Source organism: Streptomyces sp. NPDC015144 (genome assembly GCF_043079735.1).
Taxonomy (GTDB): domain Bacteria; phylum Actinomycetota; class Actinomycetes; order Streptomycetales; family Streptomycetaceae; genus Streptomyces.
The window spans coordinates 745,758-757,757 of sequence record NZ_JBIBUU010000001.1 but is presented as its reverse complement, the minus strand read 5'-3'; the positions used below and the strand labels follow the sequence as shown (position 1 = coordinate 757,757).

Below are 12,000 nucleotides of genomic sequence, written 5' to 3'. Positions count from 1 at the left end.
GTATCGGAGCGACCCTCCGCCTTGCGATCGCACGCACCGGACACCGCACGGCCCGGCCTCCGGCCGGACGACGGCAGTTTGAAGACAGGTCCTAGAGGGTGTCCGACACACGCCTGCGGCGCCCGGGGGCGGCGCTCAGCGGCCCGGTGCCGGGATCGCGGGCGCCCTGCGCACCGGGTGCTTGCTGAGGATGGAGACCCGGTTGAAGGCGTTGATCGTGATCGCCACCCAGACGATCGCCGAGAGCTCGGTGTCGTCGAACTCCTCGCGGGCCGCCGCGTAGGCGGTCTCCTGCGCGGAGGCGTCCGCGGGGTGGGTGGTGGCCTCCGCGAGGGCGAGGGCCGCGCGCTCCCGCGCCGTGAACACCTCGGTGTCCCGCCACGCGGCCAGTACCCCGAGGCGCTGGGTGGTCTCGCCCGCGCGCAGCGCCGCCCTGGTGTGGACGTCCAGGCAGTAGGCGCAGCCGTTGAGCTGGGAGACCCGGAGGTTGACCAGCTCCACCAGGACCCGGTCCAGCCCCGCTTCGGCGGCGCTCGCGCGGACCGCCTCGGAGGTCTGGACCAGGGCCTGGTACGCCTTGGGGGTCTGCTTGTCGACGTAGACCCGTCGACCGTCCGCGGGTGTGGTGGCGCTCACTCGGATCTCCTTCTGACCGGGGCGGCCGGGCACGCTTGCGGTGCGCCCCGGACCATGGTGTTCTATGATCCACCATGGTAGTTGAATATCCAACAATAATGGAGCCGAGGGCGGTCCACGATGAGCAACGCTGAGACGGAACCGGCCGAGGTGCGCTGCGCGGCCTCGGTGAGCGAGGAGCCCCGCGTCGAGGTGCTGTCGGCCCGCGACGTCCCGCTGGGCGGTCCGCGGGCGATGACGGTACGGCGCACCCTGCCCCAGCGGTCCCGCTCCCTGATCGGCGCCTGGTGCTTCGCCGACCACTACGGCCCCGACGATGTCGCCGCGACCGGCGGCATGGACGTCGCACCCCACCCGCACACCGGGCTGCAGACCGTGTCGTGGCTCTTCACCGGTGAGATCGAGCACCGCGACAGCCTGGGCAGCCACGCCTTCGTACGCCCCGGCGAGCTCAATCTGATGACCGGCGGCCACGGCATCAGCCATACGGAGGTCTCGACCCCGCGCACCACCGTCCTGCACGGGGTCCAGCTCTGGGTGGCACTCCCCGAGGAGCACCGGCACGCGGAACGCGACTTCCAGCACTACGCCCCCGAGCCGGTCCGGGTGGACGGGGCCCTGGTCCGGGTCTTCCTCGGGAGCCTGTGCGGCGACGCCTCCCCCGTACGCACCTTCACCCCGCTGCTCGGCGCCGAGATCGTCCTCGACCCGCACGCGAGCCTCACCCTCGCCGTGGATCCCGCGTTCGAGCACGGCGTCCTCGTCGACCAGGGCTCCGTCCGCCTGGCCGGGACCGCCGTGGACCGGGCGGAGCTGGGCTACGCCGGCCCCGGCCGCGAGGCGCTGGAACTCACCAACACCTCCGAAGAGCCGGCCCGGCTGGTGCTGCTCGGCGGTCCCCCGTTCGAGGAGGAGATCGTCATGTGGTGGAACTTCATCGGCCGATCTCATGAAGATATTACCCAAGCCCGTCAAGACTGGGAGAACGCCTCCGAACGCTTCGGCGAGGTACACGGCTATCCGGGTGACCGCCTCCCCGCACCCGAACTCCCCAACACCCGCCTGAGGCCCCGCAGCCTGCGCTGACCTGCATATCCGATGGGCGGGAAGTGCGGCGACCGGAGCCTCGCCGCACCCCCGCAGCTGGAGCCGTCAGAAAGTTCGACCGTCCGTCACAGCGTTCAGTCGGACTCATGCCGACCTGATGCCGATTTTACTGACGCAACATCAGCCAAAGACAGGGATCACAACTGCGCCCCGGATATCCGGGGCGCAGTTGTGAGTCGGATCTCTGCACGGCAAGTTCGGCGTCGACCAGCAGTCGAAGGAATTCGGGCGGCAGTCTGTGTTGTGGATCGTCCGGCGGGGTGGATCTACCGATGAGTTCACCGTCCTCGAACGGTCCACCCAGTGACACGACCGTTCTCGACAGGAGTGCCATGTCCACCATCCAGCCAGTGATCCTGACCGCTGACCAGGACGTTCTGCTCGGCTTCTATTCGGAATTGTTCGGCGCCGAGGAGATCTTCCGGGTACCGGAGGAAGGTCCGGCCTTCTACATCGGCTTGCGTATCGGCGACACCGACCTCGGGCTGGTGGCCAAGGAGGACGCGGGGACCGGGACGGAGCCGCGGATCCTGCTCAGCATCGGTGTCGACGACGTCGACGAGACGTTCGGCCGGGTGGAGGCGCTGGGCGGCTCGGTCAGCGGCGGCCCCAATGACATGCCGTGGGGACAGCGCGTCGCCCACATCAAGGACCCCGACGGGAACCCGGTGAACCTCACCCAGCCGATCCCGCCTCAGTGACGCCGTAGGCACGGAGAGGGGGCCGTCCCCAGTGGATCTCACTGGGGACGGCCCCCCTCTCGTCGACAGGCGGCCTCCCTGTTCCGGGCAGGGGTGGCTCCGGTCGGCGGGCGGTCAGTCGACGTACCCCGATTCCGCCGGGAACTCCGGCGGCCAGGGCTGGTCGTACAACGACTGCCACTCACCCATCAGCTCGTACTCCGCCTCCCGCCAGCTCGGGTTGCCGCCGACGACGAAGCTGTCGCCGTCCCGATCCAACATCCAGGTGTAGGCGGCGTCCTCCGCCGGAATGCCGTGCCGTTCGCTGAGCACGCCGAACTCGTCGGAGGTCGCCCGCCGGATGTGGAGCCCGTTCCGGTAGAGGGGCTTGAGGAACATCAGTTCCACATGCCCGACAGAGACCTCGACCTGCGTCGTGGTCCGGTCCACCAGCGTGGCGTGACTGGTCAGGAAGAGCTGCCGGTGCGAGGGGAGGAACCCGGTGACCCTGAAGAGCCGCCCCTCCCGGATGAAATCCGTCATGATCACCATCATCCTCTCACTGGTTCACCGGCGTTCCGTTGGCGTAGGTCATCTTCTTCGGAAAACCTGGATGACCTTCATGCCCTCATCCGCCTCCGGACGGGGCCCGGCGCGAGCCGGCGCGGACCAACGCGCCCGTCCCGGTCTGTGAAGAGCATCCTCGGCGATTCGGCCAACTCCCTGCGTGCGCACACCTGTTGTGGGAGTTGGGTCCATGCATCCTCCACACACCGCCGCCCGCTCTAACTCGGGATTCCAGGACCGACCGAAACACATGTGTTCGATATCCCGACCAGGTCGTTGAACCTCCCGACCACGCTGGACGACCGTCAAGGGAGACCACGTTGACCTCAGCCGCCGCCAACGAACAGCAGGCCACCGCACCTCCCCCGCCGCCACCGGCGGAGATCACCTACAGCGGGCAGTACTCCGTCAATCCGCTCGCCGAGGTGTCCTTCCGACGGATGTGCGGGCAGATCCCGGCCGTGCTGGCCCGGATCGCCCGCCTGTCGTGGCGGACCGACCGGCGCGCCGTGCAACTGCTGCTGGGCTGCCAGGCCGTCACCGGCATGTCGGCCGCCGTGCTGCTGGCCGCCACCGCCCGGGCCATGAGGCCCGTCCTCGGCGACGGGTCGGCCGGCGACCGGCTGCACGGAGCCGTGTCGGCCCTGGTCGTGGTCGCGCTCGCGGCCGCACTCGGCCGCGGCACGGCGGCGGTGGCCGCGTACGCGGAGCGGCGGATCACTCCGCGGCTGACGACGGAGACGGACAGCGCGCTGGTCGAGGCGGTATGCAGGGTGGAGGCGTCCGCGTACGCGGAGGAGGGGTTCTCCGACCGGCACGAGGCCGCCGAGATGGGAGTGATGCGCACCCAGGTGATGGTCACCGACGCCCAGCGGTTCCTGTCCGCGCTGATCCGGATGGTCTCCGCCGCCGGGGTGTTGTCGGTGCTGAATCCGTTGATGCTGCCGTTGCTCCTGCTCGCGGTGGTGCCGGCCGGGGTGGGGGCGGTGCTGACCGCCCGGGTCGACTACGAGATCCACTACGCCAACATCGCCGACCGCAACGTGCGGGGAATGATGCGCTGGTGGGCGACCGCGTCGAAATACGGTGACGAGGTCCGCGCCAACTCGATGACCGATTACCTCGTCCACTGGTACCGGGCCCTGTCCGACCGGTGCGACCGGCGCACTCTGGCCGCCGCCCCGCGGACCCTGCGGATCGCGGTGCTGTCCGCGCTCGCCGGCGGGGTCTTCCTGGTGGCGACCTGGGGAACGCTGGCGTGGCTGGCAGTCTCGGGCCGGATCGAACTGGCGGTCGCGGCCACGGCCGTCATCGCCGTGCAGACCACACTCGCCGCACTCTCCCAGGTCGTCCTCAACGGCGCCGCGGTCTTCCACACCAGCCTCTACCTGAGCGACATGCAGGCATTCCTCGACGACGCCGCCGCCCGCACTCCCCGGCGCGGCCCGCGCGGGCCCGGCGACCGGGTCGAGCAGATCCGTCTCGACGAGGTCGTCTACCAGTACCCGGGCAAGGGCAAGCCCGCCGTCGACGGCGTCTCCCTCACCCTGGAACGCGGTCAGATCCTCGCCGTCGTCGGCGCGAACGGCTCGGGCAAGTCCACGCTCACCCGGCTGCTCACCGGCATCTACCTGGCCGACAAGGGCAAGGTCACCTGGAACGGCACCGACCTGGCCGAGGTGGACCCCGCCAGTGTGTGGCAGCAGACCGGCCTGGTGCCACAGATCTTCGCCCAGTGGCCGATGCCGCTCCGCGAGAACGTCACCCTCGGCCAGCCCCGCACCCACGACGACGGCCCCGTGTGGGAGGCGATCGACGCGGTCGACCTGCGCGAAGCCGTCGACGACCTCCCCGCCGGCCTGGACACCCTGCTGTCCCGCGAGGTCTTCGGCGGCTCGGAACTGTCCGGCGGACAGTGGCAGCGCATCGCCTGCTCCAGGGCCCTGTACCGCCGCCCGGGTCTGCTGATCCTGGACGAGCCGACGTCCCAGATGGACCCGCGCGGTGAGCACCAGATCTTCGAGCAGATCAAGGCCATCGCCGCCGACCGCATCACCATCGTGGTCACCCACCGTCTGGAGAACACCAAGATCGCCGACCACATCATCGTGATGGAGCACGGCCAGATCACCGAACAGGGCCGGTACGACGACCTCGTCCACGCCGGCGGAACCTTCGCCGAGCTCCTTCGACTGTCCCAGGACCGATGATCACGGGCACACAGCTCGATCGGACCGGGCAATTCCGGGGTTCGCCCGGCGTGGTGCGCCACGCCCTGCTCCTCTGCCCCCGCCCACTCCCTCTTCTCCCTCTTCGGTGGAGGACCGATGAACACTGACCAGGAGACCCTCAAGACGTGGAACACCTACGGCAGCAACCACCAACTCGCACAAGGACTCCAACTGCCTGAACCGGACCGGTGGGACGGGGGCATCCCCTTGCCTGTGCGTCCGGGCTTGGCCTACCGGGGGCAGACGCTCCGGTACAGGCGGCGCGCTGAGCATCCTGCGGGAGCTCTCCCTTCCGCGGACCGCCGCACCTACCCTGGCAGGCATGACTACGGGGGATGAGCTACTCCTGCTCGCGATAGCCCCAGGCAGGCAGCGCATACGCATACGGAGCGACATTCGGCTTCGGTACGCCCTGCGGTCCTCGGAGTTGGCGGATCTCTGCCTGGCGGGACGGATCGCCGTCGGGCGCCGACGGATCGAGGTGTTGGACGCCCGGCCTGTCGAAGACCGTCGCCTGAGCAATGTCCTGCACGGTCTCGGCGCAGCTACTCCCCCGCCCGACCTCAAGGACTGGCTGCGCCGGACACCGCACTCCCTGACCGTCGAGTACCTCTCCCGACTGGAGGACCAGAAGGCGGTCCGTGTCCGTCGGTGGCGCGATGGCAGTGGCCGTACCCGCAACGACATTCTTTCCGTGGACATGCCGCGCCGCCAGGCGCTGCTGAACCGCCTCGACAGCGTGGTCCGCTCCGGCTCCGCCAAGTCCACCGCTGACCGTGACCTCACCCTCGCCGTGCTTGCCCAGGCCGCGGGCCTCGCCCCTGCCGCCTACCCTGGACTGCGCGGCATCACCGACCGCCGCCGTATGGCCGCCCTCGCCGCAACGCACCGTCTCACCCCCTCAACCGCCGGAGCGGCCCCGGTCGCCGACGAGGAACTCGCTGCGGCACTGACCACCGGCGCCGACGTCCTCACCCGCCAACTCCTCGGCGAGCTCAGTGACCTCTACGCCGACTTCACCACCGGTGGCCACGGTCTTGGCCACAGCTTGGACCCCGGCAGTTGGTCCGAGGGCGGCGCAGACGGCACCGGCCACCACGGCGACGGGCACGCCGGCTGGTGACTCCGACATCGAACCCGCGCGGATGCCGTGGTATGTGGTGGAACTTCATCGGCCGGCCCCACGAGGACATCGCCCAGGCCCGTCAGGACCGGGCGAACGCCTCCGACCACTTCGGGCACCGTTCATGGCTACGACGATGCCTGCTCCCTGCCCCGAGCTGCCTACAACGCCCCTGAAGCCGCGGGGCGGGATTGATGATGCGGGGCGGTGAATCAGGGGTTCGGCGGCCCGGATGAGCATCAGTTCCTCGTCGGCGCGCGGCCGTCAGGGGCCCGGAACCGTGATTACGGGGCAGTGGGCCCGGTGCAGCAGTCCGTGGACGACGGATCCGAGCCGCATCCCCGAATAGCCGCCCCGGCCCCGGCGCCCGACCACGACAGCCAGAGCGTGCTCGGAGGCCTCGGCGAGCAGTTCGACGGGCGACCCGATGAGCACTTCGTGGGTGATTCGGGTGTCGGGGTACCTCTCCGACCAGCCAGCGGTGGTCTCGGCCAGCAGGCGGCGTTCCGCGTGGAGCGACGTATCCTCCGGGTGCCGGAAGAACACGGGAGGCTGCCAGACCGCGACGGCCCGCAGTTCGCAGCGCCTGAGGTCCGCCTCCTCGAAGGCGAAGGCCAGGGCGGAACGCGACGACTCGCTGCCGTCGACACCGACGACCAGGTACGGCGGATCCTGAGTGCCGTGTTCCGCGTCCCCGACGACCACGACGGGGCACCGTGCCTGCGCGGTGACCGGGACGACCAGGGAACCGGCGCTCAGAAACTCCTCGGTGCGGCTGAGGTGGCGGGAACCGAGCACGACCATGGCGGCCTGCCGCGACATGTGGGACATGACGGGTGCCGGGGCACCGTCAAGGAGATCGGATGTGGTTCTCACACCCATGTGCCGGGCACGCGCCCAGTCGGCCGCGGTCCGCAACGCCTCGTTTCCCGCGCGTGTCTGCGCCCGATGCCGCGGGGTGTCGTCGACGAGCTGCGCTTCCCGTAGCGGTGGCACGGCGACGACGAGGTGGAGGGTCAGTCTGCGCCGGTGGGCCTCATCCGTTGCCCAGGCCAGGGCGAGAGGCCCGGTGCGGACGGGATCGATTCCGACGACGATGCCTTCGCCCTGTCCGGCTGTACTCATGGAGTGCTCCCCTCTCGGGTCTCGTTCCTGTCGGGTCTCGTTCCAGTACCGTTCAGGGAGGTGGCGACCTGGCTGCCTGGCTGCGGCCCATCCGGGACGCCTCGCTGAAACGCCGCGGTTCACGACGCGCCGCCCCGCAACCGGAACCATCGTTCCTCGCCCGGTGCGACGGTACGCCGCCCTGTGGGCAGGGCAATGTCGAGCGGTCCCGGCGATGCCGCGGGCACCCGTATCCCCAGACGGCCCGGCAGCATACGCAGACGTATCCCGCGGTGCCCGCCGCAGCAGAGCGTGAAGGCGAACCGAGGGAACTCCCGCAGCGGCACCGGTGCCACGAGCAGTCCGCCCGGTCCCGCCTCCAGGCCGGTGATCCCGCGTTCGACCAGGTCGATCGTGCCGGCCATGGCTCCCAGGTGGATTCCCTCGCCGGTCGTCCCGCCCTGTACGTCGGCCACATCGGCCATCAGCGCCTCCTCGCAGTACCGCCAGGCGTCGGGGCCCTTCAAACGGGCAAGCACCCAGCCGTGCACCAGGCTGCTGAGGGTCGAACCGTGGCTGGTGCGCCTCAGGTGGTGGTGGACTGTGTCGCGCCAGATCTCGTCGTCCATCCGGTATCCGAGCCGGGCGAACAGATCGGAGAGCTCCTTCGCCCGGAAGAGGTAGCCGAGCATGAGGGTGTCTGCCTGCTTCGACGCCTGGTAGCGGTTGACGGTGTCGCCCTCGGCCTCCAGGATGCGGTCGAGTCGGCGGATGTCACCGTAACGGGTTCGGTACGCCGCCCAGTCGAGCTCCGCCAGCTCGCCGTATCCCGCGAACTGGCTCACGACGCCCCGGTGGAACGGCACGTGGAGGCGGTGTGACACCTCGGCCCAGTGGTCGAGGGCCGTGGCGTCGAGCGCGAGCCGTTCGCACAGTTCGTCCCGCCGGGCGGCGGGCAGTTCGTCCAGCAGGTCGAGGCCGCGCGCGAGGACCCACGCGGCCGTCACGTTCGTGTAGGCATTGTCGTCGATGCCCGGCTCCGTCGACCCCGGATATGCGTCGTGGTACTCGTCGGGGCCCACCACCCCGCGGATGCGGTACCGGCCCAGCGGCGCGTCGAACTCCGCCGAGGAGGCCCAGTAGCGGGCGATCTCCAGAAGTATCTCGGCACCTTCGGCATACAGGAATCCACGGTCCCCGGTGGCCTGCGCGTACTTCCAGACGTTGTACGCGACGGCCGAGCCCACGTGGCGCTGGAGCCGGGAGTGGTCGGGCAGCCACCGGCCCGAACGCGGATTGAGGTGGAGCTCCTGGGTCTCCTCCTTTCCGGAACTCCCGCTCTGCCAGGGGTACATGGCGCCCTGTCGGCCGGTGCGGCGGGCTGCTTCCCGGGCGGCGGGGAGCCGACGGTGGCGGTACATGAGCAGCGCCCTGGCCACTTCGGGGAAGTGGAGGTCGAGGTAGGGGAGGACGAAAAGCTCGTCCCAGAAGACGTGGCCCCGGTACGCCTCTCCGTGCAGGCCCCTCGCCGGGACTCCCACGTCGAGTTCGGCCGTGTGCGGGGAAACCGTCTGGAGCAGGTGGAACAGGTGCAGCCGCAGGATGCGGCCCGCCTCGCCCGGGACATGCAGTTCCCCCTCCGCCCAGAGGCGTTGCCAGGCGGCGTGGTGGGTGGCCAGCAGGACAGGGAGCTCCGGGGCACGCGCGGCTGCCTCCACCGCCGTCACGAGGGGGGAGCCGGACGGGCGGTCCAGGGACGTGTGCAGGGCCATGGTCTTCACCACGGTCGCCGACCGGCTCCGCCCGAGACGCAGAAGGTACGTCTGTACGGTTCCGGTCGGTGTGGTCACCGACCTGCCACCGCACCGAGGGCTGGTCACCGTACGGACCGCCATGGCGATCAGACGGCCCGGATCGCTCGTGCGGCAGGAGAGGAAGGCGACGCCGTCCGGTTCGAAACCACTTCGGTGGCCGGTGAGGTGGCGGCCGTCCAGGTTCCGGTATCGCTCGACCCCGGCGTTGAGGACGGCGCCGTCCAGGACCGACTGAACCTCGATCGTCCCGGCCCAGCCGTACGCGTGGAACGTGGTGAGCTGGGCCGCGATCCCGGGGTCCCCCATGTGCACGATCCGCAGGTGGCTGACGCGCAGACCGCGCCCTGCGGCATCCTGGAAGAAGAGGTGCCGGGTGAGCACGCCCCGTTCCAGGTCGAGCTGGACGTCACAGTGCCGCAGCTGGGCGGAGTCGGGCCCGAGCCACTCCCCCGGGGACCGGTCGTCTGGGAGGCAGCGGTAGCGCAGGAGCGTCCAGTTCGGCAGGTTGACGAGGTCCTCGTTCTCGACGCGCTCACCGCTGACGTACGACGTACGGCGGTCGTAGCAGCCCGCCAGGTAGGTGCCCGGATAGTGCACGGCGTCGGCGGCGCACTCGGGCGTGGAACCCCGGACGGCGAACCGGCCGTTCCCGAGCGTGCAGAGCGCCTCCACCAACCGCTCCCGCGCCGGATCGTACGCGTCGTACCGCCAGATGGCCGCGGGGGTCATGGGTCCGCTCCCCACACGGCCGTCACGAATTCCGTGAGGTCGGCGACGACCAGGTCGGCCCCGTGTTCCCGCAGTGGTGCGGTGCGGTGCCGGTCCGTGGTGCGGTCGACGCCGACGACGAGCCCGAAGCGGCCGTCATGGCCCGCCGAGACCCCGGCGAGCGCGTCCTCGACGACCGCGCCGTCCCCGGGCCGTGTGCCGAGCAGCCCTGCGGCCCGCAGGAACAGTGCGGGGTCGGGCTTGCCCGGAAGACCGAGTTCGGCGGCGTCGGCGCCGTCGACGACGACGGTCAGGAACCGGTCGAGTCCGGCTGTGCTGAGCAGCCGCCGGGCATGCCGGGACGCGGAGACCGCGGCGCACGGCACACCGAGGGAGCGCAGGGCGGTGAGCGCGGGCACGACGTCCTCGAAGGGTGCGACCGGCTTCTCCCCCACGGCTTTCCGGTACTCCCGCTCCTTGCGCGCCGCCACGGCCCAAATCGTTTCGCAGCCGGGGGACGCGTCCGCCCGCCCGGGCGGCAGGCGGATTCCTCGGGCGGTCAGGAACGCTTCCGCCCCGTCGTACCGGGACTTGCCGTCCACGAAGCGGCAGTAGTCGGCGTCCGCGTCGAACGGCATCCAGTTCTGTTCCCCGGACGCCCATCGGGCCAGGCATCCGTCGAACGCGACCTTCCACGCCGCCGCGTGAACGGCTGCGGAGGCGAGCAGCACTCCGTCGGTGTCGAGGACGACGCCCCGGGGCGGTCGGCGTCCGGGACGGTGTCCGCTCATCCCCGCGCCACCGGCTGTGCGGCCTCGACGACCGTGTGCTGCGGGCTGCCGAGCGCGACCTTGACCGCGCCGGTCTCCGCCGCGCGGCCGAAGACGTCGTACGCCTCCTCCATCTGCCCGAGTTCGAAGCGGTGGGTCACCAGTTCCGCGGTGGGGAGCCGACCGGACGCCATCATGCTCAGCAGGACGGGGGTGGACACTGTGTCCACAAGCCCGGTGGTGAGGGTGATGTCCCTGATCCACAAGCTTTCGAGATGCAGGGCAGCCGGGCTGCCGTGGACCCCGATATTGGCGATCCGGCCGCCGGGCCGTGCCATCCGGGTGCACATCTCGAAGGTCTCCGGGACTCCCACCGCCTCCATGACCACATCGGCGCCCAGGCCGTCGGAGAGGTCGGCCACGAGTTGCTCGGGCTCCTCGTCCGCGGTGGCGGTGGCGTCCGCGCCCAGCCGGCGGGCGGCTTCGAGACGGTTCGTCGCCAGGTCGACGACCACGATCCGCCCCGGACTGTACAGGCGTGCCGTGGTGATCGCGGCGAGTCCTATGGGACCGGCGCCGACCACCACGACCGTGTCTCCGGGCCGGACACCGCCGTTGAGGACGCCGACCTCGTAGGAGGTGGGGAAGACGTCGGCCAGCAGCACGGCGTCGAAGCTGTCGACGGCGTTCGGGAGCGGGTGGACGGACAGATCGGCGAAGGGCACTCTCGCGTACTCGGCCTGCGTTCCGTCGATGGTGTGGCCGAGCACCCATCCTCCGCCGCCCAGGCACTGCCCGTAGCGGGACTCACGGCAGAAGCGGCAACGTCCGCAGGGGGAGATGCAGGAGATCAGGACACGTTCGCCCGGCACCACGGTCCGGACGTCCTGGCCGGTCTCCACCACCGTGCCCACCGCCTCGTGCCCGAGGACGCGACCGGGCTCGACCTCGGGCACGTCCCCCTTGACGATGTGCAGGTCCGTGCCGCAGATGGTGACGGCCTCGACACGGACGATCGCGTCGGCCGAGTCCTTGATGCCCGGGTCCGGCACGCCCTGCCACTGGACGCGGCCCGTTCCCTGGAACACGAGAGCCTTCATGACAGCCGCCTTCCCGGTGTCAGCGGGTATCGCCCCGCAGGTGTCAACGTCAGGCTGGCGCCGGGCCCGGACACCGCACATGGGCCGATCGGTCCCCGGAACGACCCCCTCGGGCCCGTGCTGCGCCGCCGTGTGGATGTGAAGGTTGATGCGGGCAGGT

Annotated in this window: 10 protein-coding genes; 4 read left to right on the top strand and 6 right to left on the bottom strand. The window is 70.4% G+C overall.

The features are described 5' to 3' along the window. Positions 1–135: 135 nt before the first annotated feature. Positions 136–636, bottom strand: coding sequence for a carboxymuconolactone decarboxylase family protein (locus ACF08W_RS03300; protein WP_366298522.1), 501 nt, complete (start codon positions 634–636; stop codon positions 136–138). A gap of 120 nt (positions 637–756) precedes the next feature. Here ACF08W_RS03300 and ACF08W_RS03295 point away from each other — a divergent pair, with 120 nt between their 5' ends. Together ACF08W_RS03295 and ACF08W_RS03290 are read left to right on the top strand one after the other, a co-directional pair. Further along, the gene (locus ACF08W_RS03295) at positions 757–1,722 is read left to right on the top strand and encodes a pirin family protein (protein ID WP_392278228.1); all 966 of its coding nucleotides are present in this window, start codon (positions 757–759) and stop codon (positions 1,720–1,722) included. A 353-nt stretch (positions 1,723–2,075) separates the two neighbouring features. Further along, positions 2,076–2,444: a VOC family protein gene (locus tag ACF08W_RS03290; protein WP_392278227.1), complete on the top strand. Its 369-nt coding sequence runs from the start codon at positions 2,076–2,078 to the stop codon at positions 2,442–2,444. A gap of 114 nt (positions 2,445–2,558) precedes the next feature. Here ACF08W_RS03290 and ACF08W_RS03285 read toward each other — a convergent pair whose 3' ends face one another. After that, the gene (locus ACF08W_RS03285; RefSeq protein ID WP_392278226.1) at positions 2,559–2,966 is read right to left on the bottom strand and encodes a hypothetical protein; all 408 of its coding nucleotides are present in this window, start codon (positions 2,964–2,966) and stop codon (positions 2,559–2,561) included. 344 nt (positions 2,967–3,310) lie between these two features. Between ACF08W_RS03285 and ACF08W_RS03280 the strand changes: the two genes are divergently transcribed. Both ACF08W_RS03280 and ACF08W_RS03275 read left to right on the top strand, forming a co-directional pair. Then, positions 3,311–5,200 (top strand): ATP-binding cassette domain-containing protein, encoded by a 1,890-nt coding sequence (locus ACF08W_RS03280; RefSeq protein ID WP_392278225.1) that lies wholly within the window; start codon positions 3,311–3,313, stop codon positions 5,198–5,200. A gap of 343 nt (positions 5,201–5,543) precedes the next feature. Continuing rightward, positions 5,544–6,344: a GPP34 family phosphoprotein gene (locus ACF08W_RS03275; RefSeq protein WP_392278224.1), complete on the top strand. Its 801-nt coding sequence runs from the start codon at positions 5,544–5,546 to the stop codon at positions 6,342–6,344. A 264-nt stretch (positions 6,345–6,608) separates the two neighbouring features. Here ACF08W_RS03275 and ACF08W_RS03270 read toward each other — a convergent pair whose 3' ends face one another. From ACF08W_RS03270 to ACF08W_RS03255, 4 genes are all read right to left on the bottom strand, one after another. Next, complete coding sequence (locus ACF08W_RS03270) at positions 6,609–7,469, bottom strand: universal stress protein (RefSeq protein ID WP_392278223.1); 861 nt, start codon at positions 7,467–7,469, stop codon at positions 6,609–6,611. 119 nt (positions 7,470–7,588) lie between these two features. Beyond that, entirely contained in the window at positions 7,589–9,991 is a 2,403-nt protein-coding gene (locus ACF08W_RS03265; protein ID WP_392278222.1) for a glycoside hydrolase family 65 protein, read from the bottom strand. Then, complete coding sequence (locus ACF08W_RS03260) at positions 9,988–10,761, bottom strand: HAD family hydrolase (protein WP_385216552.1); 774 nt, start codon at positions 10,759–10,761, stop codon at positions 9,988–9,990. The genes ACF08W_RS03265 and ACF08W_RS03260 overlap by 4 nt, the downstream gene beginning before the upstream one ends. After that, on the bottom strand, positions 10,758–11,840 hold the full coding sequence (locus tag ACF08W_RS03255) for a zinc-dependent alcohol dehydrogenase family protein (protein WP_392278221.1): 1,083 nt from the start codon (positions 11,838–11,840) through the stop codon (positions 10,758–10,760). The genes ACF08W_RS03260 and ACF08W_RS03255 overlap by 4 nt, the downstream gene beginning before the upstream one ends. Positions 11,841–12,000 lie beyond the last annotated feature (160 nt).

Coding starts and splice junctions, on each gene's coding strand:
- ACF08W_RS03295 (WP_392278228.1), top strand. CDS start 757: ATGAGCAACGCTGAGACGGAACCGGCCGAGGTGCGCTGCGCGGCCTCG.
- ACF08W_RS03290 (WP_392278227.1), top strand. CDS start 2,076: ATGTCCACCATCCAGCCAGTGATCCTGACCGCTGACCAGGACGTTCTG.
- ACF08W_RS03285 (WP_392278226.1), bottom strand. CDS start 2,966: ATGACGGATTTCATCCGGGAGGGGCGGCTCTTCAGGGTCACCGGGTTC.
- ACF08W_RS03275 (WP_392278224.1), top strand. CDS start 5,544: ATGACTACGGGGGATGAGCTACTCCTGCTCGCGATAGCCCCAGGCAGG.
- ACF08W_RS03270 (WP_392278223.1), bottom strand. CDS start 7,469: ATGAGTACAGCCGGACAGGGCGAAGGCATCGTCGTCGGAATCGATCCC.
- ACF08W_RS03265 (WP_392278222.1), bottom strand. CDS start 9,991: ATGACCCCCGCGGCCATCTGGCGGTACGACGCGTACGATCCGGCGCGG.
- ACF08W_RS03260 (WP_385216552.1), bottom strand. CDS start 10,761: ATGAGCGGACACCGTCCCGGACGCCGACCGCCCCGGGGCGTCGTCCTC.
- ACF08W_RS03255 (WP_392278221.1), bottom strand. CDS start 11,840: ATGAAGGCTCTCGTGTTCCAGGGAACGGGCCGCGTCCAGTGGCAGGGC.